The sequence below is a fragment of the Streptomyces shinuiensis genome (genome assembly GCF_043660855.1).
In the GTDB taxonomy this organism is placed as follows: domain Bacteria; phylum Actinomycetota; class Actinomycetes; order Streptomycetales; family Streptomycetaceae; genus Streptomyces.
In genome coordinates this window covers 3,196,534-3,218,512 of record NZ_JBIHML010000001.1, presented here as the reverse complement: position 1 = coordinate 3,218,512, position 21,979 = coordinate 3,196,534, and the positions used below count along the sequence as shown (strand labels likewise).

The window sequence follows — 21,979 nt, the reverse complement described above, 5'->3', positions numbered from 1 at the left end:
TTCGGGGCCGGGGGCTCCGTTTGCAGCCGCCGGCCCCGGGTGGGGAGTGACAAACCTGAACCTCAGGTGACGCGCCACCCACCGAAGAAGTGAAACCCCACTCTCAGAGCATCCCGAACCCGAACGACGGTTCCTGACACCGAGATTTTTGCGAGCCCTGCCGTGCCCTGCCCGAACCGGAACAGGTCCGCCCTCGGTGCTTGAACGCTCCCTCCTCCCCCTTCGGAGATTTCTCTCGAACAACTAGCTGCCGGTCGTCACGCTTTCCCGCCACCCTGGCACCGTCGGTGACGGCAGTTCCGGGACTGCGACGTTCTGCAGTATCGGGCAGGAACCCTCCCCTCCACTCGCCTCGCCCGACAACGCCGACCGGACCTCGACGCCGAACGCCCCTCATCCGCGAGGCGATACTGCCGCTCCCAACTCCTGACCGTGGACTCCGGAACTCCACATGCGGCCGCGATCTCCGGGATCGGAGCGACCTCCGCAGAGGCGAACATCGCAACCGCGATCCTGAAACCTTCAGGGTAACACTCGGGCATATATCTCCTGGAGATTCCGCTCAGATTCTTCGTCACCGTTTTACCGCGAATTCACGCACCGGGCAAGTCGTTCGACAAGGAGCATCGGAGCTTTGCAGGAGCGGGAATGGGCGATCCTCCGTCTCGACCATCAAGGGATAGCGCAACAGTTCTCGCACGCCAATAAAGGTGTCCCGCTCCAGGGGTTTTGAAGGCACACTTGTCCCCTTGCGCAGGAAATTCCTCCCCGAAACTCCCACAGCCTCCACAGGAGGCCTGGAGAAACCCTACCCGCTTCACCTCAGTCCCTCAACTCCCTTGCTGCAAAGCTTTCTTGACCATCCGAAGACTGCGGCGGCCTGCAGGTTTCCCGCACGAACCCCGTAGGCCACATATGCAACCGCAGCACCCCAAAGGCGTGCTGCGGTTGCAAAAGGACATAAACGCACGCCGCCTTCCTCAAGGATTCGATTCGCCCGACTTGATCTTCTCGGCCTCACCTGAGCTTGCGCACCGCTCTCCAACCAGCACAGCACCGCCATCGTCGACGCTTCAGCCACCAGCCCCTGCCTCGCATAGAGGAGACCCAGGGCAGGGGCGACAAACGAAATTATCCCCTCGGGCAACGCATCAAATCTGCCTTGTATGCTGCTGGTACCCGCAAAGGAGGACCGGTGGAAGCGAAGGACAGACAGACCGAGAACTTCGGCGTGTGGCTGTCGCGCCAGCTGCGGCGTCGTGGCATGACTCAGGCCGAGCTGGCCGAGGCACTCGGCATCACCCGTGCCGGCGTGTCGGCCTGGATCACCGGCCGAGCAGAACCACGTGAGGAGAAGAAGCGAGCGATCGCGGAGGTACTCGGCACGGACGAGGCAACCGTGCACCTGCGTACCGCGGACGCCCCGTCCCAACGTCCCATCCTCTGGTACCACCGCCCCGCGCACGCCGACGGAGGTCGAGAGTTCGGAAACGCCGCGGCCTTCGCCTTCGATGCCGATGTCTCCGTGCTCGCCCGGGAAGCCACCCAGAACAGCCTCGACGAGCGTCGCCTCGACTCCGATCCCGTCCGTGTCCGGTACATCCTGCACGAGCTGAGCGGAGAGCACCTGCGGAACTTCCTCGCGGCCCTGCGCTGGGAGGAACTGCTGCCTCACTACGAGACAGCAGCGGCCCAGGAGCAGAAGGTCGGTCGGACGATCGCGGAGGGACTGCGGGAGCTTCGTGAAACGGACACCCTTCTTCTGTTGCGGGTCGACGACTACAACGCGTCCGGCCTCACCGGCCCCGAGTACGCGGACGGAAGGTTCGCCGCCGTGGTGCGGCGCCAACTGGACAGCCACAAGACCAAGAGACACGCGAGCGGTTCCTACGGCTTGGGCAAGGTGACCCTGTGGGCGACGAGCCGGCTCGGTCTCGTCCTGGTCAACAGCACTCTCTCCGAACCCCATGAAGGCCGCACCGAGCGACGGGTGATCGGCCGGCTGGACCTGCCCTGGCGCGAGGTGAACGGCGAGCCGTTCGCGGGTCCGGCCTGGCTGGGTGAGGAGGACACCGATCCCGAGTACGAGGGTGTGGCCCGCTCCTGGTGGGCGGACGAGGCGACCGTCGACCAACTGCACCTCACCCGGGCCGGCTCCGACCCGGGCACATCCTTCCTCGTTGTCGGTGCGCATGACGCGGCCGGCGACGCGGAGACCGTCCAGGAGATGCACGAGAAGCTCGTCCGCTCACTGGCCGAGAACTTCTGGGCGGCCATGACCCACGGCGACTCCTCCGCAGCCCTCCTGGACGCCTCGGTCACCACCCTCCGCAACGGACAGGTGCTGATCAAGGAGGAGCGGGTCGATCCTCACGCCTACGAACCCGCACGCTCACGTGCTCTGAAGGCGTACCTGGATGGCAGAACCGTCGATCGACTCGCCGGCCTCGACCAGGTCGCCCTCACCCATGTCCCGCTAACCGTGCCGCCGCTGCGAGGAAAGAAAGATGCCGCGACAACACACCGCGCTGTGCTGCTGGTGACCCCTGCCGATGACAAGGACGGCAAGCCCAACCACCTGGTGTGCATGCGCGGCAACCGCATGACCATCAGCGCCCGCCGCGTTCCGGACCTACCTTTGGGGACCAACCCCTTCCAGGCCGTCCTGCTCGCAGGCCGTGCCACGGGCAGCGTTACGGACGACGCCGACCTTGCGGAGGCCTTCCTGCGTGCCTCCGAACCGCCTGAGCACAACGACTGGACCAAAACGGAAGAGCTTGCCTCCTGCTACGCGCGTGGGGCGCGCCAGCGAGTCCTCGACTTCCGTCGCGACATGAACATCGCCGTCAGGCAGTTGGTGGCCCGGCGGGAGGAGAAGTCCCGAGGCGGCCCGGCCGTACTGCGCGAACTGCTGAGGCTCGACGGGGGCGGCGGTCCCGGCAGGCGCACGGACGGTCATCCGACGATCCGCAACATCGACGGTCAGCTGACCTCGTCCGGTGCCTGGCGGGTTCAGGTCGAGGTAAAACTGCCCCGGCGCGAGGATCCGTGGCTGATGACCCCGGTGGCGAAGTTCGACGTCCGCTCCGGTGGCAAGCCCACCGTGCGATGGTCCGAACTGATCGCCGGGGAGAACTGCCGCGTGGAGAACGGGCACCTCCACTTCGAGCCCGGTGTGCGCACCGCCTCGTTCAGCGGCGTCACCGACACCGAGAGCCACCCCGTGGCCGCCGGCATGGCACGCCTGATCATCGATCTTCAGAAGGCAAGGGGGGAGACGGCATGAAGGCCCTGGTGCCGTACGCGACTCTCGTCGGCGAGGTGGCGTTCAAGGTCACGGCCGCCAAGCTGGACGGACGGGAACTGCCGCTGGAAATGATCTCCCAGCAGGAACGGGTCGTCGCCGTCTATCAGGCCGAGCGACGGGACTGGGACGAGGCCCGTCTGGAACTGCGGGCCAACCTCCCGGACACCGAGCTGGGCTCGAGCCGGTGGGGGGACGTCACCTGTATCGCCGTCCTCACCGAAGGCGTCACCAATACCCGTACCGTGAGGCACCTGCGCCGTTCACCCGGCGGTAGTTGGGGCGGAAGCATCACCTTGGCCCGCGACTCCTACCGCAGCAGGGCGGAGTTGTCGGTGTACGTCGTCGCCACGGTGGACGGCGTGGCCGGCCGCGTCATCGGGATTTCCGAGGACGACTGGATCGTCGACCTGGTCGCTCGCACTCCCGTGCGTCAGCGGGAGATCAGGTTCAACGAGACCGACTTCCGCGACGGCGAGGAGGACTGGCTTCGTCCGTTCAAGGACGCGCCCTGGCTGGTGGAGACCTCCGGTGAGATGCCCACCGTGCACCTCAACACCGGCTTCGAGGGCGTCGTCCAACTACTCGACTCCAAGGGCAGCTCGTTGGAGAAGGCCGTACGCGGTGTACTCGCCGCGCAGATCGCCACCGACACCTGGACGGCGATGTTCCATGCGGCGGTGAGCGACCTGGAGACGGACGAGGACGGCGCACCCCAGTGGCCCTCCGGTTGGCGGGACTCGGTGCTGCGCACCATGCTGCCCGACGTACTGCCCGATGTGTCCGCGGCCGACGCGCTGTGGGAGATTCACTCGCGGCGCGCGGAGAGCGTCGGATGGAGCGAGCTTCAGTCCCGCATCCAGTACGCGGCTTCCCGCAGGGCGAGAGTCGCCAAGAACCTGGGCAACGCCATTCGTGTACTCGACCGATCGGACGAGGGGGCTTCCTGATGAGCCGTGACATCGACGACCTTCCCGAGCGCCTCTGCCTTCTTCGCGATGCCCTGGCGACCAAGAACCTCACCCGAGGCGTGCTCACCGGCCAGGAGGACCCGCCTCTGGTGGCTCTGTCCCGTGCTTCCGAGCCCATCGACAAGCACGGCTCACGATGGAGCACCCGATCTCTGCGGGAACTTCTCGAGGACGCGATGCGCCTGCACGCGGATGACCGTACCCATGCCGACGCCTGGCTTGCCCCGCGACTGCACGCCACACTCCGGCTGACCCGTGCGGAGGCCGCGGAAGCCGCCCTGTGGAACTTCGTCGCGCTGGTGGTCGCTCCCGATTACGTGATCTGGCGCCACCTTCCGCGGAGCAAGGGGGACAGAAAGGCGGCGGTCACGGCCGACCGCTTCTGCGGACCACACTACAAACAGTCGTTCGCGCGTCTGTGGTGGGCGGCCGAGCTGTTCCGGGACGGCGAGGACTACCGGCCTGTCGTCACCGCATGTCGCAATCAGGATGTTCTCAACACAGTGCTGCGACTCGACATCATCGACCATCGACCCACCGCCCGAGCGGTGACCCGCCTCATCGAACAGGGCATCGTCACCACAGGTCGCGAGGTCAACGCACTGGCCACCGCCATCAACACCGCCGGCAGCACACTGATGTACGACGTGCTGGCCCCGGACGACGGTCCGGATACGGAGGTCCTGCGCTACTGGATCGGCGAGGGGGACATGGCTCCGCCGGTCTCGCGGGATTCCCTGCCGGACGGACCTGACGACGGCGAGATCCCGCACGACTCGGTGAACACACTGATCGAGCAGTTCGAGAAGCTCTTCGTGGAAACTCCTGTAAGGGGAAAGGTATCCGGGGAGAGTGGACTCCTGCACCTCAAGTGATCCAGAATTGCTCAACCAGTCAGGAATACCTACTCACGCCACCCCCCATCATTTATTTCCGGACCGCTTGCCGGTGTTTCGCACGCACCGGGAGGCGACAGAAGATCACTTTTCTTCAAGAACCCCGGACCACTGCAAGTTATTTTAAATCAAGAGGATCTCGGAATTAGAATGGAAACAATTCAAACGGGCGAGAAGATTTCCTCCATCACGGCACCCCGACTCACAACAGGGATTCCTCCTCCAAGCTTCGAGAGCACCCTCTCGGATGGATACATTGTTGCGCACTGCGAAGCAGCCTGCCGCAAAGCGTTGACCAAGCCATCTTTTCCGATCCCGAGGGCTGCGGCCAGAATATGAATTGCGAGCACAGGAGGAATGGCATTCCCGATCTGCTGGGCCACGTCACTGCCTCGCCACTGGTAATCCATGGGGAAGCTCTGTAGCTGTCCGGCCTCGGCGTGAGAAAATCGCGAATCGGGCAGACCGAGGGTCACCACACGATTGCGCCTGATCTTTCCGGTGACAGTGAATGCAGGCTGGTCATGCCTGCGTCGACCGCGAGCCTTGGGGTCACCTCCAGTGCCGTAGTTGGAGATGACCTCGAAGGGCTTGGCCCGCTCCACCAGCACGTCTCCCATCGACACCCAGGGATCCAGGCTCTGGTCTCCCTCCTCGCGGGAGGTTCCTTTTCTGTAGCACCGATGAGTCGCTTCGGGCAGGCGCGCAGGGCCGTCGAGGCGGGCAATAAGAACAGCTCGACGTCTTGTCTGCGGAACACCGAACTGTTCCGCGCGCAGAATTCCAAAATCCACGTTGTACCCCTTCTCGTGAAGGACTTCTGCCATCGCCTCCCAAACAGGAAGAACAGTTTGCACCTGCTCCAAAACAATCACATCATAGGGCTTCTTCTTCATTGCCATCAGGGCCCATCGCAGAGGCTGGAGAACCAGCAATGTTCGCGGGTCCACCTTCTTTCCGGGAATCCCTGCAACAACATCTTCAAAACTCTTCTTCGCCATGCTCTTAGTGGAGGAGAGAATCCACTGGAGAGCGCGACGACCATCCCCGTCGCCAGCAACGGTATAGGTCTGGCAGGGCGGGCCGCCTGCCAGAACGGTGGCACCGGGAAAGTGCGAAGGGTTGAGTTCACACACATCGTCCTGCTTGGTGTCCAACCCGGCTGCTTTTCTGGTGGCGCAGGCGTTCGGATCCAGCTCGACTCCCGTCACCGGCACCCCCAACCAGCGTGCTGCGACGTCCAGCCCTCCCGGTCCTGCGAACAGATCCACGATTTGGTGGGCTGACACGTGATCTCCTGGCTTTCGAAGGCAGCACGGGTGACGATCGGGGCGTTTCGGGCACAGTCGTTCCGCTTTGCCCGTCAGAGGGTTGCAGATGTCGGTCGGACAGAATAGCTGCTGATCAGAACCATCCCCCACAGCGGTCCCACACGTACACCAGCTCATGGGAGGTCTCCTCCGCGTGAGCGCAGGGCCGTCGCTATTCGCTCTCCCAGGGCACGGGCAACAGGCGGCGGCGTCGCGTGCCCGAGCTGTCTGTACCGGGCAGTCTTGCCGCCCTGCAGCCTCCAGTGAGGTGGGAAGCCCTGTAGGAGCGCGACCTGCTCGACGGTGAGCTTCGGCAGGTTCATCACGTCCCCGTTCGGGTCCCACTGGTAGTCGGCGCCGGGCACCTCGTCCCCGATGCCTCCGCCGTTGACCCCCATACGTGCCCATGCCTTCTTGGTGCCGGTGGGGCCGAGATCGGCACCACCTCGGCGCTCCGAGCCACCGACGATCGCGGGGGCGAGACGATCGGCCCGAGTCGCCCAGGCCACCGCTCCGGGCCACCCCCGTGCTGCCATGGACTTCCACAACACGGCCCCTACTGTTGGAGGGGGTGTGCGCAGTGGTTCCGGCCACCGGAAGCGCCCTGCCGACTCGGGCTGGAGCGCGACCAGCAGGCCCATCCTCCGATCCTGAGCGATCCCGAAGTCGCGGGCGTTGATCGTCCGCCAGTGCAGCGCGTATCCAAGGTGCTCCAGCTCTAGTCGGACGAACTCACGAATGCCGGTGAACGCGTCGTCGCTCACCAGGGCGGGAACGTTCTCGATCAACACCGCGCGCGGCCGCACCTCGGCGACCAGCCATACGGCCGCCTCCAGCAGCTCCCTCTCGTAGAGGTCCTCGATGCGTCTGCCCGCGGCCGGTGACTTGACCCGCGGAAGCCCGGCCGCCAGCAGATCGACGTCGTAGGTGTACGGATGCTCCTGTGCGACGAAGTCCCGCAGGTCCATCTCCAGGACTCGCCAACCGAGGCGGTTGGTCCTCAGGGTGTCGCACGCGTGCCGGTTCCTCTCGACCAGGGCGACTGGATCGAATCCGGCGGCATCGAGCCCCATCGTCAGCCCTCCGGCTCCCGCGCAGATTTCCAGCGATGTCAGACGAGCCGAGGTCAAGTGAACGTCCCCCCGTGTGCTGCTCCTGTCCGGCCGGAATCGACCGTAGTCGGAAGAAGCAGCACACGCGTGGGATCGGTCAAAGATCGCGGGCACCGGGCATCGTTCGGGAACGTGCCCGGCGCTCCGTCACCATCTGGGCAACCCGATCGGCCACCACGTCAGGGGACTCGTGCTCCCAGAAACGCAGCACTGTCCATCCTTCCTCCGACAGCCGTTCCGTTGTCTCCAGGTCGCGGCTGATGTTCCGATCGAGCTTCTGGCGCCACCACTCCTTGTTCGCCTTGGGTTGGGTGGCGTGATCGGGACACCCGTGCCAGAAACAGCCGTCCAGGAAGACCGCCACCTTGGTACCGGGGAAAGCGATGTCGATGGTCCGGCGTGGCATCCCCGGAACCTTCCGGTGCAGTCGGTAGCGATACCCGGCGGCGTACAGCAGGCGGCGAACCGCTACCTCCGGGCTCGTGTCACGGTTGGCTTGGCGGCTCATCCGGGCCGAGATCCCCGGAGAGGAAGGAGCAGGCATACAGCCATCGTGCCGGCGGGTGAGGCGTTGCCGCAGCCGAGGTGGAACTCGGGAAACTACGCGACGTCCGCCTCTGCCTCGTAGTGCATCTGGGCCCGGTCGAGAAAGTCGTCCGGGTCCCGCCCCTGCTTCGCCAGCCAGTAGAGAAGGTCGGCGATGAGCCCTGTCGCCGCTCCCTCAAGGACAGCAAGACTGCGCGTACTGGTCGGTGCCAGCCGGCCGGAGACGCGGCCGTAAACCTCGAGAGTGCTCGCGGCTCGCTGGAGGCGTTGGCACTCCTCATTCACCCCCAGGGAGAACTCGCACCAGACCACCTTGCCGGAGGCCGTGAGCATCGTTCCCCACTCGGCGGCCAGCGCGGCGAGCAGGCGCAGCCCACGACCGTTCTCGTCGTAGTCGCCGGGCTGCCTGACTGCGGGAACCGCGTGGGAACCGTCGTGAGCTTCGAGCCGGAGTAGACCATCACCCACTGCAAGGACGAGTGTTGCCGCGGTGTCCTGGCCCACGTGCCTGACGACGTTGGCCGCAAGCTCACCCGCGACCACTTCCACGTCGTCCGCCAATTCGGTCAGCCCCCAGAGCCCCAGCTGCTCCCTGATCATCAGCCGTAGCCCCCTCAGTTCCTCCGGGACCGCTCTGAAAGGCAGCACTGAACGCAGCCGGGGTTCCGAGGTGCCGTAGCCGTGCATGGATCGCACTCCCTTCGCGTCACGTCGGCGCTGCGCCTGCCGCTCCGTACGGCTTCGCCGGGTGACCGCCTGGTTGCGATTGTGGCATGAGATATCTCTTCATGTAACTTCTCACAGAAATCGATCGAGTGAATCACCGGAGCACCAACTCGGCTCGCTCGTAGCCTGATTGGCCATGCGTGGACAGAAGTCCGCAGAGCAGGAGGGTTGCCGTCATGCCGCCAAGAGTCACTACCCGACGCCGCCAGCTCGGCGCGATGATGCGGAAGTTCCGCGCCCAGTCGGGGATGACACTCGAGGAGGCCGGTCGTCTCGTCGGGGTCTCGAAGGCCACTGTGAGCCGGTACGAGACACAGGAAGGGCCTGTGAGGTGGCTCGTCGTGGACGGCCTCTGCCGGCACTACGGAGTGACCGACGCCGAGCGCGAGGCCGCCGTCAGGCTTGCCAAGGATGCCCGACAGCTGGGGTGGTGGGGATCCATCGCCGACAAACTTCCGGAGACCATGAACCTGCTCCTCACGCTCGAGGACGAGGCTGTGCGCGAAGACCACTTCGCCTGCCTGTACGTTCCCGGGCTCCTCCAGACCCGCCGCTACACGGAGGCGGTGCAGCACGCGTCCGAGATGCGGCTCATGCCCGAGGAGATCGACCGGCTCGTGGATCTCCGTATGAAACGGCAGGCGATCCTCGCCCGTGACAAGCCTCCACACCTGTGGGCCGTGCTCGACGAGTCGGTCATCCGGCGGGTCGTCGGCTCGCCCGAGGTGATGCGTGAGCAGCTCGGGCATCTGCTGGAGGTCAGCAGATCAACCAGCATCACGCTCCAGGTGCTGCCCTTCTCCAAGGGTGCGCACTCCGCCGCCATGGGCAGCTTCGTCATCATCGGCGGTGCCGAGCCGTCGCTCGATGTCGTGTACGTGGACATCCATGTGGGATCGATCTTCCTGGAGAAGGAGGACGAGCTGGACCGGTACCGGCTTGCGTTCGACTACCTCCGCGCCCAAGCGTTGGACATGGCAGCCTCAACAGAGTTGATCAGACGTGTCCGCGAGGAGATGTGATGCGCCCAGCCATACCCCTGACACCGGAGAACTCCTGGCTCAAGTCCTCGTACAGCGGCGCGGGAGCGACCGAGTGCGTGGAGACGGCGTACGGGCCGGGGAGTGTGGCCGTGCGGGACAGCAAGGAGGCGGGCGGGCCCGTGCTGAGGTTTCCGGCGGGGGCGTGGGAAACGTTCCTGGAGGGTGTGAAGGTTCACGGCGGGCGCGGGCGCGAACTCTGCTAGACAGGGCTCATGAGCCTCTACGACATCCCCCTGCGCACCCTGACCGGCGAACCCACCACCCTCGGCGAGCACCGGGGCAAGGTGCTGCTGGTCGTCAACGTCGCGTCCAAGTGCGGGCTGACCCCGCAGTACGAGGGCCTGGAGCGACTGCAGAAGAAGTACGCCGACCGCGGGTTCACCGTGGTCGGCGTGCCGTGCAACCAGTTCATGGGCCAGGAGCCCGGCACCGCCGAGGAGATCGGCACGTTCTGCTCGGCCACCTACGGCGTCACCTTCCCGATGCTGGAGAAGACCGACGTCAACGGGGACGGCAGGCACCCGCTCTACGCCGAGCTGACGGAGCTGGCCGACGCCGGGGGGCAGGCCGGGGACGTGCAGTGGAACTTCGAGAAGTTCCTGGTCGCGGCTGACGGCACCCCCGTCGCCCGGTTCCGCCCGCGCACCGAGCCGGAGGCGGCGGAGGTCGTCGCCGCGATCGAGGAGCGGCTGCCGGCCTGACAGCAGGCTGCCCATCCCGGCTGTGAACGGGCGGCCGGTCCGCGCGGACCGGCCGCCCGTCCTCCTTGACCTCAAGGCGACTTGAGGCGTGAGGGTGATTCCGCGACGTGAGGGAACACCCTGCGACCGACGAGGAGGCACACCCGTGTCCGCCATGCCCCAGCACCCCGACCCCGCCCGCCCTGACGCCGGCGCCGTCCTCATCAGCGCCTGGGACGTCGGCACGCCCGAGCGGCAGCGGGCCGCCGCCGACGCCATCGCCGCCACCTGGGACAAGCGGGGGTGGCCGACGCCGGACATCCTGTCGTACAGCGTCTACGCCGGGACCGACGGCCGGACGCTGCTGCACTACTCCCAGTGGACGGACGAGAAGGCGTACGAGGAGTACGTACGCACCCACCGCCAGGAGCGCAACGACGAGATCGACGACGCGGTGCCGGGGATCGAGCGGCTGCGCCTGGCCCGCACGCGCCGCTACCGCAGCCTGCCGGAGGGGCGGGGTGAGCCGGGCCGGGACGGCAGGCGGCCCGAGCCGGGGTGCGTGGTGGTCGTGGAGGTGGAGTTCGAGGGGCCGGACGAGGCGCGGCAGCGGGCGTGGGTGGACACCGTGGCCGCCGCGATCGAGGACGACAGCACCGACGGGAGCCTGCCGCCGGGCGGCATCGCGGCCCACTTCCACCTGAGCACGGACGGCACACGCGTCGTCAACTACGCGGAGTGGGAGAGCGAGCAGGCACACATCGACGCGCTGGAGGCTCCGGGCGAGGGGGTCGGTACGCCGTCGCCGCCGTGGGAGCGGGTGCGGGACTTCCCCGGGCTGGTGAGCAGCGATGTGGCGCGCTACCGGCTGCTGTTCTCCACCGAGCGTCCCGGGGAGCGGGCGGCACGAGCGCGGTAGGCGTACGCGGGTGAAGAACGGGCCGGCGGCCCTGGTGTCGGGGGGAGTCACCAGGGCCGCCGGGGTTCGTGGGACCGGGGCTCGAAGAGCCCCGGCCGGGGTGGGGCGGGATGGGCGGACGCCGGACGGGCCGGACGGACCGGACGGACCGGACGGACCGCACCGGACGGACCGTGCCGGACGGGCCGGCCGTCGTCAGATGGACTGGCCCTTGCTCCGCAGCCAGGCCAGCGGGTCGATCGGGTCGCCGCCACCGGGACGGACCTCCAGGTGGAGGTGCGCGCCGGTGGAGTTGCCGGTGGAGCCGACGCGGCCGATGACGTCGCCGGTGGTCACCTTGCCGGTGGTGACGGTCATGGAGGACAGGTGGCAGTACCAGATCTCGGTGCCGTCGTCGAGCTTGAGGATGATGCGGTAGCCGTAGGAGCCCGCCCAGCCGGCCTCGACGATCTCGCCGCTGTGCACCGCCTTGACCGGGGTGCCGGTGGGTGCGGCGAAGTCCAGGCCGGTGTGGTCGTTGGCCCACATCGAGCCGGACTGGCCGAAGGTGGAGGTGATCTGGTACGAGGTGAGGGGGAGGGTGTAGCTGGCCGCGAGCTTGGCCAGGCGCTCGGCCTCGGCCTTGCGCGCCGCCTCCTCGGCGGCCTTGCGCTTGCGCTCGGCCTCCGCCTCGGCCGCTTCCTTGGCTTCCTCGGCGGCCTGGTCGGCGGCCTCCTCGGCCGCCTGGCTCGCGGCCTGGTCGGCGGCCTCCTCCAGCGCCGCCTGGGCGGCGCCGGTCTGCTGCTGGTCGGCCTGCTGGAGGATGCGCGCCCGCAGCGCCTCGCCGGCGTCCGCCGTCACGACGGTCGTGGTGGCGTCGGAGGTGTCCAGGCCGGCCTGGGTGACGGTGCCGCCGAAGGGGCTGGTGGTCTCGGCCCGGGGGGCGGAGTCGCCGTCGTCGCCGTCGTCGGAGACGAGGGCGCCGACGACGGGGATGCCCTCGGCCATGGCGCCGAGGTCCACGTCCGGCATGGAGATGGCGACCGGCGACTTGTCCTTGGCGGTGGCTATGCCGCCCGCGCCGACCGCGGCGATCACGCCGACGCCGAGGACCGCTCCGCTGCGGGCCATACCGTTGCGCTGCTTGGCGACGCGGTGCCGGCCGCGGACCGGGCGGACGGAGTCCTCGGTCGGGTTCCACACCGGCTGATCGCCGTCACCTTCCGGACCGAACGGGGCGAAAGCGGCGGTGTGCGGGTCGTGCGAGACCTCGGGGGCCGGGGTGCTGGACGCCACGGGGGCGCTCTCCTTTCCTTCCTTCTCGCCTACCGGGTTAGCTGACGGGTTCGGAGCAGGAAGGTCTCCTACGGGTCCACACGGGCATGCCGCATGAATCCGATTCACCCCAATTGGTGGTTCCCCGGTTCCCTGGGCACGTCCCCGCTGTTGACGGGGCCGCGCTTACGGGATTCGGCGACGGCGCACGGTGCCGCCCTCTTCGGCGACAGTGACGACCGCGCTGCGTTATCGAACGTTAATAGAGGTGCGCTCCGGTTTCCAAGTCCCCTCTTTGAACATGGGGCTTTCTTGACGGAGAACTATCAGGGCATTAGAGGGCCAATCCGGGTGATTCGACTGCCGGATCCGCACATGAGACGCACGCCACACCATCTGACGTTGCCTCAGTTGTTATGCGGAGGGGTGTGCGTCGGCTACGGAAGGTCACCGTCGGCCAGAGCCCTCCGGAGCTCCGGAGGGCTCCGGGGACTCCGGGTCGCGCATGACCGCCAGCAGCGCCATGTCGTCGCCCTGGTGCCCGCCGGTGTGCGCGTCGACGTCCGCGAGGAGGTGGTCGAGCAGGGCCGCCGGCCCGGTGAAGCGCCGGCCGCGCAGCCCCTCCGCCAGGTCGTAGAAGACGTCCGCCGCGTTCCGCGCCTCCGTCAGGCCGTCGGTGTGGAGCAGCAGCAGGGAGCCGGGCGGGAAGGGCACCGGTTCCGTCCGCCCGCTCCCGGGGTCACCCGCCAGGTCCCCCAGCCCCAGCGGCAGCGCGTACGCCTCTGTACCCGGCCCGGTGTCCGGTTCCGTGTCCGGCTCCGTGTCCGGCTCCAGCAGCCGCACATCCCCTTGTCCGGTCAGCAGTACCGGCGGCGGATGGCCCCGGTTGACGAGCCGCAGGCTCCCCGGGGCGCCGGCCGGGACCTCGGCGAACACGGCCGTGGCGAACTCCTCCGACCGGCCCGGCCTCGCCTCCCGCTGCCCGGCCTCCCGGAGCAGGGCGTGCTCGACGCGGTCCGCGACCGCCCCGAGGTCCTCCTCTGTCTCGGCCGCCTCCCGGAAGGCGCCGAGGATGACGGTGGCCGTGCCGACGGCTTCCGTTCCCTTGCCGCGCACGTCGGCCACCAGCAGCCGCAGCCCGTACGGCGTCCGCTGCACGCCGTACAGGTCGCCGCCGATCCGGGCGTGCGCCTGTGCGGCCTCGTAGCGGACCGCGATCCTCAGGTCGCCGACCCGGCCGGGCGGCGCGGGCAGTACGGCGAGCTGGACGGCCTCGGCGACCCGGTGGGCCGAGGCCACTCTGGCTTCGCTTTGGTGCAGGACGTGGTTGAGGAGGAGGGCCAGCGCTCCGACGGTGGCGTTGGTGGCCAGCCGGACCGCGACCTCGCCCGCCGAACGTCCGCTCGTCAGCAGCAGGACGACCTCGGTGGCCAGCACGGCGATCACCGTGCCCACCGTCGTGCGGAACGTCCACAGGGACGCCGTGAGCAGGATCGCCGCGGCGAACGGCGCGCCCACGAAGAGCCTGTCGGGTGTCAGCAGGTTGACGCCCACACCCAGCAGGACCAGCAGCAGGGGCAGCAGCCACGGCGGGCGGCCGATGACGGGGAAGGCGCGGACACGGGCCCTGCCGCCGCCCGTCTCCTGCCGCCCGTCGCCCCGCACCCCTCCAATCTCCACGACGCCCGGCGTCCCGGCGAGTCGATCAAGCGCCGGTCAGGTCCGGCCGGAGGACACGGGCCCGGGGTGCCGGGGATCCGGACGCCTACGCCCCGCGCGCGGCGAGCGCGCGGCGTACCCCGTACGAGGCGGCGCCGGCCGCCAGCACAGCCGCACCCGGGACCACCGAGGCGAGCGGCAGGGCGAAGGCCAGCACCACGCACCCGGCCAGCCCCACCGCCGGCACGATCCGCGGCGGGCGCCCCTCGCCGGGGCCCAGGGTCCAGGCGGAGGCGTTGGCGATCGCGTAGTAGGCCAGGACGCCGAAGGAGGAGAAGCCGATCGCGCCGCGCAGGTCCGCCGTGGCGGCCACCACCGCCACCACCGCGCCGACCGCCAGCTCGGCGCGGTGCGGTACGCCGAAGCGCGGGTGCACGGCGGCCAGCGCGGACGGCAGGTGCCGGTCGCGGGCCATCGCCAGGGTGGTGCGCGAGACTCCGAGGATCAGTGCCAGCAGCGAGCCCGTCGCCGCCACCGCCGCCCCGGCGCGCACCACCGGGGCCATTTCCGGTACGCCCGCCGCGCGCACCGCGTCGGCCAGCGGCGCGGCCGCCCGGCCCAGCGCGTCGCCGCCCAGCACGCCGAGCAGCGCGACCGCGACGGCGGCGTAGACGACCAGGGTGATGCCCAGTGCCACCGGGATCGCCCGGGGGATGGTGCGGGCCGGGTCGCGCACCTCCTCGCCGAGGGTGGCGATACGCGCGTAGCCGGCGAAGGCGAAGAACAGCAGCCCCGCCGCCTGGAGCACACCGCCGGGCGGGACGTCCCCGGCAGGGGCCGGCCAGAAGGCCAGCCGTGCGGCGTCCGCCTCGCCGGAGGTCAGGCAGACGACCACGACGGCGGCCAGCACCGCCAGGACGGCCGCCACGATCGCGCGGGTCAGCCAGGCGGTCTTCCGCACGCCCGCGTAGTTCACCGCCACCAGCGCCACCACCGCCGCGACCGCGACCGCGTGCGCCTGCCCGGGCCACACGTACAGGCCCACCGTCAGGGCCATCGCCGCGCACGAGGCCGTCTTGCCGACCACGAAGCCCCAGCCGGCCAGGTGGCCCCAGAACTCCCCCAGCCGCTCGCGGCCGTAGACGTAGGTGCCCCCCGATTCCGGATAGCGGGCGGCCAGCCGGGCCGAGGAGGTCGCGTTGCAGTACGCGACCACCGCCGCCAGCGCCAGGCCGAGCAGCAGACCGGCCCCGGCCGCGCGGGCCGCCGGGGCGAAGGCCGCGAAGACGCCCGCGCCGATCATCGACCCCAGGCCGATCACCACCGCGTCGCCGGTGCCCAGCCGCCGCCGCAGCCCGGGGGCCTCCCGCGCCCCCTCCGCCGTCCCGCTCATCCTCGGCCCCTCCCGTGGGTGTGCCCGTGTCGCACGCGCCGGCGGCCGGTGGTCACCGGCCGCACCGGACGCTACCGCCACAGGGCCCGCGCCCGCTCCCGCGGGCCGGCTGCCGGGCGGGGCGGGCAGCCGACGGCGGCGCGGAACCCGTCCGCGCCGCCGTGGAGCCGGGCCCCGCCCGCCGCTCGGGGCCCGCCGCTCAGGCCAGGATCTTCTCCTTGGCCCGCTCGTACTCGCTCTCGGTGAGGTCGCCCTTCGCCTTGAGTTCGGAGAGCCTGGCCAACTGGTCGACACCGGCGGCGGGGCCGGTGGTGCCGGCACCCGTCCCCGCGGTCTCGCGGATGTAGGTGTCGAAGATCTCCCTCTCCATCCTGGCCCGCCTCATCTCGCGCTCGCTCATGCCCTTGCCGCGGGCTATCAGGTACACGAGGACGCCGAGGTACGGCAGGACGAGCACGAAGACGAGCCAGCCGGCCTTCCCCCAGCCGCTCGTCTCGTGGTCGCGGAAGATGTCGGTGATGACCTTGAACAGCAGGATCAGCCACACGACCCACAGGAAGAACCACAGGAACGTGAAGAACGCTCCCAGCAACGGATAGTCATAGGCCATGTGCAGATACCCGTCCATCGCTCCACCTCACGGTCGGGCGGTCGCTCCGCCTCGGCGTCCGCGGTCTCCGAAGAGCCCCGGGGCACCGGGCCGACGCGGCTGTCGTGTTCGCCTGTTCGCCGTCGGAACGCGCGTCTGCGCGGCGCGTCCCCCGGCCGTTCCTGCCGGACCGGTCCCGGGCCGTACGTACGCTTTCGGCCCTACCACCCAGTATTGCGCGCCCAGTTGGGTGCGCAACCCGGCACCCGGACGACGTGATGCCCCCGGACACGTGCGCCCGGGGGCCGCCTCAGCGAGCGGTACGCCGCCGGGAGCGCTGCACGGCGAGGACGACGAAGGCGACCAGCAGGATCACGGCACCGATGAACAGCAGGTAGAGCAATCCCTCCACCACCGCGCCGAGCACTCCCAGCACGGCCGCGACGATGAGCAGGAGCAGGAAGAACCACATGGGTGAACGCCTCCTTCGCACTGTTCGGACGCGCCGGTCAGCCTCGCGCGAGCCGCCGCTCGCCTCCGGCTCCCGCGCGGTAGGGGATGCCGTAGTGCCGGAAGACCGACTCCTCCTCCTCGGCGGGGAGCACGTCATCGGTGCCGATGGACGGAGCGTCCTTCACCAGCGGTTTGTCGTATCGGACCATGAGATAGCCCGGCCCCGCGACCGCCCCGTCCAGAGGCACGAACACCAGGCGCTGACGGGTGGGCAGCCCGATCCGCACGGTGGCCATGGCGGGCTCGTCGGTCGCCGTGTCGGTGTAGACCGCCTCGAGTGGACCGACCTTGTGCCCTCCGGCGTCGACGACATCGTGGCCGCGCCACTCGCGGATGTCTGCTGGACGGATCATGCACTCAGCTCCCTGGACGGACGGTCCGGACGATGAGCCGCACCACGTGCCCGCGCGCGTGCGCGGAGCCGGCCTCCGAGTCCCGCCTCAGCATGAGCGCGCCGACTCAGCCCCCATGCTACGCCCAAGCCGCTTTTCGGGCACAAGGGACGATTCCCCATCTCCGCAGGCCCTTCCCTCCGCCCCCGCCCCCGCCGTACGGCGCCCTCCGCCGTACCGAAGCGTCCGGACGCGCACACGCACCTGCCCGGTGGCGCCGGGCACACCGCTGAGCGGCGCCCGCACGCACAACACGCCCGCCACGCCCGCGGATTCGGCCGACGGGAACCGCTCCGGAAACGGCGGAACCCCCGCCGACGCAGGTCAGCGGGGGTTTCGACCCCGAGGGGTCCGGTAGGCCGTGTGGGACTCGAACCCACAACCAATGGATTAAAAGTCTGCGACCCTCAGCTACCGCCCCATTTCGCCTAGTTCCGGCGAGTGCCGCCCAGTGCCGGACACTGCCGGTTCCAGCAGCTCAGGGCATCTGCCGTCATGCTGCCTCGTACTGTCCTGTCCGCCTACCGCCGAACCGTTCCGGAGCGTTCGGGCCAGCAGCGGGCCAGCAGAAAGGCCCTCATCACCTGCGGTGATGAGGGCCCGATCAGTTCCCCTCCAGAGTACCGCCCAAGGCCGCGCAGAGCGAGGTTCCCGGCCCTCCTCCTGGAGGCAGCCACGGCGAGGGGCATGCCCTTGCGCACGGAGGCAGATGCCCCTCATCATGGGGGGTGCCCTGGCCATGCCAGGAAACAGGAGAGGCCCGCCGATGCGCGGGCCTTCGTCATGTGAGCCCGCGGCCGGCCTTCACGGCTGAGGCTCCTGCGGGGCCTCCGCCGCCCGCTCCTTCCTCGCCCGGGGCACCAGCGCGGCCGCCGCGTTGGCGATCTCCTTGTCGACCTCCCGCAGCAGGGAGGTGTACGTGTCACCGGCCAGCGTGATCGTGGAGTGCCGCAGCGTCTCCTTGATCGCGTGCAGGTCGCCACCGCCCGCATGGATCAGCGTCGCCGCCACATGCCGCAGATCCCGCAGGTTGATCGGCGGCAGCTCCGCCTCCCGGCAGATACGGCGGAAGGTGTCCGACACCGTCTCCGGGTGCAGCCACGTCCCGTCCTCGGCGACGAAGACCTTGCCCGTGTCCACCCAGTCGCCGGCCTTCTCCCCGGCCGCGCGCTTGCGGGCCGCCTCCTCGTTCCAGGCGTCCCGCTCGGCCAGCTGCCGCGCGCGGTGCTGCCGCAGCACCTCCACCGTCACGTCGTCCAGCGCGATCGTCCCCGCGGACCCGTCCGTCTTCGGCGCCGTCTCCAGCATCGTCCAGCCGTCGACCACGATCTCCTTCGCCACGGTCAGCAGACCGCGCTCGAGGTCCACGTTCGCCCAGTCCTGGCCGACGCCCTCGCCCCGGCGCAGCCCGCGGAACGCGATCAGGTGGAAGAAGGCGTACAGCCGGTCGCCCTCGGCCGCGTCGAGGAACGCGCCGACCTGGGCGGGGGTCCACACCATCACCGGGCTCGGCTTCTCGCCGGTCTGCTGCCAGCGGGCCACGTGCTCCTCGGTCCACAGCACGGCCTTCGGCCGGCGCCCGGACTCCATCTCGACGTGCGCGGCCGGGTTGAAGGTGATGAGCTGCCGGGCGATCGCGGCGTTGAGCGCGGCCCGCAGCGTGGAGCGGATCCGCTGCTTGGTCGCGGCCGACGTCGTGCGGCGGTACGGCGGCATCTCCGCCAGCTTGGCCCGCTCGGCGGCCAGCCGCGCGCGGTGCGTGGCCGGCGGCGCCCCGGGTCTGCCCCACTTGCAGCGCTGTTCCTGGGCGCGGCGGGCGGCGTTCTCCGCGGCGATGGTCTCGTTGCGCTCGTCGATGGCGTCGAAGAACTCCACTAGGTGGCCGACGTTGAGGCGGTCCAGGCGGTGGTGGCCGAGGCCGGGCAGGAGGTGGACGCGGATGTGGGAGTCGTAGCCGCGGTTGGTCGTGGCTCGGGTCTTCTTCGACGCGCGCCACACCTCCAGCCACTCGCCTACGGTCATGCGTCCGTCCAGGGGGACGCCGACGCCGAGCCGCCGGGAGACCTCGGCGGGCTCGGGTATCGGTGCGCGGCGCTTGGCGATGTCGGCGAGGAGGTCACCGACGCGGCGCTGTTCGTCTTCGTCGTCGCCGGGCAGGTCGAGGATGGCGCGCAGCCGGTCGAGGTCGGTCTGCGCGTCCCTCACGGAGTCGTAGCCGGTGCGGCGGAAGGCGCGGCGTTTGCCGTCGGCGTCGGGCGGCAGCTCCTGGCGGACGGCGGGCCGGCCGTGGGAGCGCTTGGTGAGCTGGGGGCAGGCGGCTCCGAGGAGCTTGCCGTCTGGGCCGCGGCACTCGCACCGCTTCGTGACACCGCCGCCGCGGCGGGATACAGGCATGAAGGTTCCTCCCTGCGCCGCCGAGCCCGTTCTAGGTCAGCGGAAGTTGCCCAGAATCATCCTCGTCATCAAGCGGGATGTCGAACATGTCTTGCCAAGGGGCATCGATGACAAATTCTGCAACATCGTCGTCCAGCGGCGGCGGCATCCATCCTCTTTCCCTCATCTTCCTCCGATGATTAACCAACCTCCCTCCGATGTGCGAAATCTGCCCTTCCCACCTACCAATTGATTCTTTTACCCAGCGGATCGAGTCTACGGCTTGAGCTGTCACTCTCTCTTCAGCTCGGAGCTCCTTTAGGGTTGAGCGCGCTTGAGCGATGTGCTCAGGTAGTTCAGGTCGCTCCGCAAGGGAGACATCACGAAGGCTCTCGCGATGATCCGTGACCTCCTGCTCAAGCGGCTCCATCCTCGCGCGCAGCTCGACCAGCCGATACTTGAGGTCATCCATCTGATCCTTCAGGTCGACATACTCACTTCTCGCCTTATCTCGGTTGATACGAGCGTTGCGAAGCAAGTCCACGTTCCTTTGATGCCACTTAAAGGCGGCGATTGGGTTATTCATCGTCCCGAAGCCTTGGCGATTCAACCCTTTATCTCCGGCCAGCCACTCAACGGCCACCAAGGGGTCTTTCGTACACCCAGGCAGAGGCTCAACCTTTTCTTCATATCCAACGGCGAATAGAAGTTGAGCTGGCGCAATTCCTAGCGCAGCGGCGAGGACTAGCACCTCGGCGACGGTCACCGTGGCTCGCCTGCCGCTCTCCAGGTTGGCCAGGACCGAGCGCTGGATGGGCATCCCGAGCTCGGCACACCGATCTGACAACTGCTGCGCACTCAAGCCCAGCGTCATGCGGTGGCGGCGAACTTCGTGGGCGATGGCGCTAGCCAGCCTCTCGGACCAGACGGACTCACGCGGACTCTGTGTCATGGCGAGCATGATCGCACGACAGTTGTGCTCGCACAAGACAACAGCGCTTGACATCACTCGAACAGAGAGTCACACTCAAGCCACTCCAAGGAAGCACAAGTCGAGCTGGGAGTGTCAGCAATAGTGACAACGCCATCCAAGGAAGCTCTGAGCAGACACGAACTGCTCGCCCTGCCCGCCACAACGGACGTCGAGACAGCTGCCCGGGCCTTCGGTCTCGGACGGACCACCGCCTACGCGCTGGCCAAGGCCAACGAGTTCCCTTGCAAGATCATCCGCGCTGGCAAGACGTACCGCGTGATCACTGCTGACCTCCTCCGGGTCCTGCACATCACCCCGGAAACCAGCGACGGCGCCGGGTCTAGCCACCCGGCGCCGTCCAACGAGAACGACCCGATCCACGCCAGCTCCAACTAGCAAGACGGCGGCGCCAGGGCCCACGGGGTCTAGCCACCCCACACGCCCATCAGCGCCGCCGCCGGAAAGAGAACGTCCTCATGGCCATTATGCCCACGACGTCAACGACGACGTCACCCCGGGCTGACCAGCCCATCACCTACGCCCTCGCCAAGGCCGCAGAGACCCAGGCCACCGTCTGCCCCGACGGGTACGCCTGGTGCACCGGCGACACCGGCGCCCACTCCGACCCCCGCGAGCACGTCCACAACAGCCCCGAGCACACCACCAGCGGCCACTACGGCAAGGACATCCTCGGCTTCCACCTCACCCAGGTCGGCGACGACCAGCCGCACCTCACATTCGTCGGCGACGGCCGCTGGGAAGAACTCGACCTGGAGCAGACCGACCAGCTCATCGCCGACCTGACCCAGCACCTCGCCAAGCTCAAGGCCACCCGCAACCAGCTCGCCGCCCTCACCCAGAAGCCCGCCGAGCCCGGCACCTGGACCATCACCCTCCACGGCGGCGGCCAGATCACCGGACACCAGCCCACCTGGTGCACCGAGCAGCACGACGCCCACGACCTCGACCCGGACCGGGTGCGCCTGGCCCTGACCGACCTCACCCACGTCACCTACTTCGACGGCATGCCGATCAAGGTGTACGTCCCCGGCCACGCCGCCGACGGCAAGGCCGGCCTCTACGAGGAGAACGTCCTCGGCGGGAACATCACCGCCAACCCCTACAGCGACACCTCCGCCCGGCGGCAGCCCGTCGTGAACCTGGAGGTCGTCGAGGACTTCTGGATGGAGAACCTCGGCCCCGACGAGCTCGCCGACGTCGTCGCCAAGCTGCGCCAGCAGGCCGACCGGCTCGACGGCGTCCACGCCCAGCTCGTCCAGGCCCGCGCCGAGTGGGCGGCCCAGCAGTGACCAACCGCTCGACACA

General features: G+C 68.7%; 22 protein-coding genes and 1 riboswitch. Of the genes, 9 read left to right on the top strand and 13 right to left on the bottom strand.

All coding sequences use genetic code 11. From position 1 onward, the window contains the following. Positions 1–257 precede the first annotated feature (257 nt). Positions 258–542 (bottom strand): helix-turn-helix domain-containing protein, encoded by a 285-nt coding sequence (locus ACGRHY_RS14680; RefSeq protein WP_394638052.1) that lies wholly within the window; start codon positions 540–542, stop codon positions 258–260. Positions 543–1,195: 653 nt separating this feature from the next. Between ACGRHY_RS14680 and ACGRHY_RS14675 the strand changes: the two genes are divergently transcribed. From ACGRHY_RS14675 to ACGRHY_RS14665, 3 genes are read left to right on the top strand one after another with little or no spacing between them, the layout of a single operon-like run. Further along, positions 1,196–3,286 carry a helix-turn-helix domain-containing protein gene (locus ACGRHY_RS14675; protein ID WP_394635789.1) on the top strand — a complete coding sequence of 697 codons (2,091 nt, stop codon included), beginning with the start codon at positions 1,196–1,198 and terminating at the stop codon, positions 3,284–3,286. Then, on the top strand, positions 3,283–4,254 hold the full coding sequence (locus ACGRHY_RS14670) for a hypothetical protein (RefSeq protein WP_394635788.1): 972 nt from the start codon (positions 3,283–3,285) through the stop codon (positions 4,252–4,254). Before ACGRHY_RS14675 ends, ACGRHY_RS14670 begins: the two co-directional genes overlap by 4 nt. Further along, positions 4,254–5,150, top strand: coding sequence for a DUF6339 family protein (locus ACGRHY_RS14665; protein ID WP_394635787.1), 897 nt, complete (start codon positions 4,254–4,256; stop codon positions 5,148–5,150). The genes ACGRHY_RS14670 and ACGRHY_RS14665 overlap by 1 nt, the downstream gene beginning before the upstream one ends. 182 nt (positions 5,151–5,332) lie before the next feature. Here the strand turns inward: ACGRHY_RS14665 and ACGRHY_RS14660 are convergent, their stop codons facing one another. The 4 genes from ACGRHY_RS14660 to ACGRHY_RS14645 all read right to left on the bottom strand — a co-directional run bounded on the left by ACGRHY_RS14660 (position 5,333) and on the right by ACGRHY_RS14645 (position 8,826). Continuing rightward, on the bottom strand, positions 5,333–6,460 hold the full coding sequence (locus ACGRHY_RS14660; RefSeq protein ID WP_394635786.1) for a DNA cytosine methyltransferase: 1,128 nt from the start codon (positions 6,458–6,460) through the stop codon (positions 5,333–5,335). Between the two features lie 155 nt (positions 6,461–6,615). Further along, a complete protein-coding gene (locus ACGRHY_RS14655) occupies positions 6,616–7,596 on the bottom strand; it encodes a DNA cytosine methyltransferase (protein WP_394638051.1) in 981 nt (326 codons plus the stop codon). Positions 7,597–7,690: 94 nt separating this feature from the next. After that, a complete protein-coding gene (locus tag ACGRHY_RS14650; protein ID WP_394635785.1) occupies positions 7,691–8,101 on the bottom strand; it encodes a very short patch repair endonuclease in 411 nt (136 codons plus the stop codon). 92 nt (positions 8,102–8,193) lie between these two features. Beyond that, positions 8,194–8,826 (bottom strand): ATP-binding protein, encoded by a 633-nt coding sequence (locus ACGRHY_RS14645; protein WP_394635784.1) that lies wholly within the window; start codon positions 8,824–8,826, stop codon positions 8,194–8,196. A gap of 215 nt (positions 8,827–9,041) precedes the next feature. On the opposite strand from ACGRHY_RS14645, the gene ACGRHY_RS14640 reads away from it, so the two are divergent. The 4 genes from ACGRHY_RS14640 to ACGRHY_RS14625 all read left to right on the top strand — a co-directional run bounded on the left by ACGRHY_RS14640 (position 9,042) and on the right by ACGRHY_RS14625 (position 11,507). Then, entirely contained in the window at positions 9,042–9,887 is an 846-nt protein-coding gene (locus ACGRHY_RS14640) for a helix-turn-helix domain-containing protein (RefSeq protein ID WP_394635783.1), read from the top strand. After that, complete coding sequence (locus ACGRHY_RS14635; protein WP_394635782.1) at positions 9,887–10,111, top strand: DUF397 domain-containing protein; 225 nt, start codon at positions 9,887–9,889, stop codon at positions 10,109–10,111. Before ACGRHY_RS14640 ends, ACGRHY_RS14635 begins: the two co-directional genes overlap by 1 nt. 9 nt (positions 10,112–10,120) lie before the next feature. Further along, positions 10,121–10,609 (top strand): glutathione peroxidase, encoded by a 489-nt coding sequence (locus ACGRHY_RS14630; protein ID WP_394635781.1) that lies wholly within the window; start codon positions 10,121–10,123, stop codon positions 10,607–10,609. A gap of 154 nt (positions 10,610–10,763) precedes the next feature. Beyond that, the gene (locus tag ACGRHY_RS14625) at positions 10,764–11,507 is read left to right on the top strand and encodes an antibiotic biosynthesis monooxygenase (RefSeq protein ID WP_394638050.1); all 744 of its coding nucleotides are present in this window, start codon (positions 10,764–10,766) and stop codon (positions 11,505–11,507) included. Between the two features lie 195 nt (positions 11,508–11,702). Here ACGRHY_RS14625 and ACGRHY_RS14620 read toward each other — a convergent pair whose 3' ends face one another. The 8 genes from ACGRHY_RS14620 to ACGRHY_RS14585 form a co-directional block, all read right to left on the bottom strand. Continuing rightward, positions 11,703–12,782: a M23 family metallopeptidase gene (locus ACGRHY_RS14620; protein ID WP_394635780.1), complete on the bottom strand. Its 1,080-nt coding sequence runs from the start codon at positions 12,780–12,782 to the stop codon at positions 11,703–11,705. A gap of 11 nt (positions 12,783–12,793) precedes the next feature. Then, positions 12,794–12,972, bottom strand: a riboswitch (cyclic di-AMP (ydaO/yuaA leader). Positions 12,973–13,208: 236 nt separating this feature from the next. Continuing rightward, positions 13,209–14,441 (bottom strand): PP2C family protein-serine/threonine phosphatase, encoded by a 1,233-nt coding sequence (locus ACGRHY_RS14615; protein ID WP_394635779.1) that lies wholly within the window; start codon positions 14,439–14,441, stop codon positions 13,209–13,211. An 85-nt stretch (positions 14,442–14,526) separates the two neighbouring features. After that, positions 14,527–15,813, bottom strand: coding sequence for an APC family permease (locus tag ACGRHY_RS14610; protein WP_394635778.1), 1,287 nt, complete (start codon positions 15,811–15,813; stop codon positions 14,527–14,529). A gap of 199 nt (positions 15,814–16,012) precedes the next feature. Further along, complete coding sequence (locus ACGRHY_RS14605) at positions 16,013–16,441, bottom strand: SHOCT domain-containing protein (RefSeq protein ID WP_394635777.1); 429 nt, start codon at positions 16,439–16,441, stop codon at positions 16,013–16,015. 271 nt (positions 16,442–16,712) lie between these two features. After that, complete coding sequence (locus ACGRHY_RS14600) at positions 16,713–16,874, bottom strand: hypothetical protein (RefSeq protein ID WP_394635776.1); 162 nt, start codon at positions 16,872–16,874, stop codon at positions 16,713–16,715. A gap of 37 nt (positions 16,875–16,911) precedes the next feature. Next, entirely contained in the window at positions 16,912–17,268 is a 357-nt protein-coding gene (locus ACGRHY_RS14595) for a PRC-barrel domain-containing protein (protein ID WP_394635775.1), read from the bottom strand. An 843-nt stretch (positions 17,269–18,111) separates the two neighbouring features. Next, positions 18,112–19,701 (bottom strand): site-specific integrase, encoded by a 1,590-nt coding sequence (locus ACGRHY_RS14590; RefSeq protein ID WP_394635774.1) that lies wholly within the window; start codon positions 19,699–19,701, stop codon positions 18,112–18,114. Between the two features lie 31 nt (positions 19,702–19,732). Continuing rightward, a complete protein-coding gene (locus tag ACGRHY_RS14585; RefSeq protein WP_394635773.1) occupies positions 19,733–20,632 on the bottom strand; it encodes a helix-turn-helix domain-containing protein in 900 nt (299 codons plus the stop codon). Positions 20,633–20,779: 147 nt separating this feature from the next. On the opposite strand from ACGRHY_RS14585, the gene ACGRHY_RS14580 reads away from it, so the two are divergent. Next, a complete protein-coding gene (locus ACGRHY_RS14580; RefSeq protein WP_394638049.1) occupies positions 20,780–21,049 on the top strand; it encodes a helix-turn-helix domain-containing protein in 270 nt (89 codons plus the stop codon). 89 nt (positions 21,050–21,138) lie between these two features. Then, positions 21,139–21,963 (top strand): DUF6907 domain-containing protein, encoded by an 825-nt coding sequence (locus tag ACGRHY_RS14575; RefSeq protein ID WP_394635772.1) that lies wholly within the window; start codon positions 21,139–21,141, stop codon positions 21,961–21,963. Positions 21,964–21,979 lie beyond the last annotated feature (16 nt).

What these genes read in the sequence shown, in the direction of transcription:
- ACGRHY_RS14680 (WP_394638052.1), bottom strand. Translation starts at nt 542, where the DNA reads ATGCCCGAGTGTTACCCTGAAGGTTTCAGGATCGCGGTTGCGATGTTC.
- ACGRHY_RS14670 (WP_394635788.1), top strand. Translation starts at nt 3,283, where the DNA reads ATGAAGGCCCTGGTGCCGTACGCGACTCTCGTCGGCGAGGTGGCGTTC.
- ACGRHY_RS14665 (WP_394635787.1), top strand. Translation starts at nt 4,254, where the DNA reads ATGAGCCGTGACATCGACGACCTTCCCGAGCGCCTCTGCCTTCTTCGC.
- ACGRHY_RS14650 (WP_394635785.1), bottom strand. Translation starts at nt 8,101, where the DNA reads ATGAGCCGCCAAGCCAACCGTGACACGAGCCCGGAGGTAGCGGTTCGC.
- ACGRHY_RS14645 (WP_394635784.1), bottom strand. Translation starts at nt 8,826, where the DNA reads ATGCACGGCTACGGCACCTCGGAACCCCGGCTGCGTTCAGTGCTGCCT.
- ACGRHY_RS14640 (WP_394635783.1), top strand. Translation starts at nt 9,042, where the DNA reads ATGCCGCCAAGAGTCACTACCCGACGCCGCCAGCTCGGCGCGATGATG.
- ACGRHY_RS14635 (WP_394635782.1), top strand. Translation starts at nt 9,887, where the DNA reads ATGCGCCCAGCCATACCCCTGACACCGGAGAACTCCTGGCTCAAGTCC.
- ACGRHY_RS14630 (WP_394635781.1), top strand. Translation starts at nt 10,121, where the DNA reads ATGAGCCTCTACGACATCCCCCTGCGCACCCTGACCGGCGAACCCACC.
- ACGRHY_RS14625 (WP_394638050.1), top strand. Translation starts at nt 10,764, where the DNA reads ATGCCCCAGCACCCCGACCCCGCCCGCCCTGACGCCGGCGCCGTCCTC.
- ACGRHY_RS14610 (WP_394635778.1), bottom strand. Translation starts at nt 15,813, where the DNA reads ATGAGCGGGACGGCGGAGGGGGCGCGGGAGGCCCCCGGGCTGCGGCGG.
- ACGRHY_RS14605 (WP_394635777.1), bottom strand. Translation starts at nt 16,441, where the DNA reads ATGGACGGGTATCTGCACATGGCCTATGACTATCCGTTGCTGGGAGCG.
- ACGRHY_RS14600 (WP_394635776.1), bottom strand. Translation starts at nt 16,874, where the DNA reads ATGTGGTTCTTCCTGCTCCTGCTCATCGTCGCGGCCGTGCTGGGAGTG.
- ACGRHY_RS14595 (WP_394635775.1), bottom strand. Translation starts at nt 17,268, where the DNA reads ATGATCCGTCCAGCAGACATCCGCGAGTGGCGCGGCCACGATGTCGTC.
- ACGRHY_RS14590 (WP_394635774.1), bottom strand. Translation starts at nt 19,701, where the DNA reads ATGCCTGTATCCCGCCGCGGCGGCGGTGTCACGAAGCGGTGCGAGTGC.
- ACGRHY_RS14585 (WP_394635773.1), bottom strand. Translation starts at nt 20,632, where the DNA reads ATGACACAGAGTCCGCGTGAGTCCGTCTGGTCCGAGAGGCTGGCTAGC.
- ACGRHY_RS14575 (WP_394635772.1), top strand. Translation starts at nt 21,139, where the DNA reads ATGCCCACGACGTCAACGACGACGTCACCCCGGGCTGACCAGCCCATC.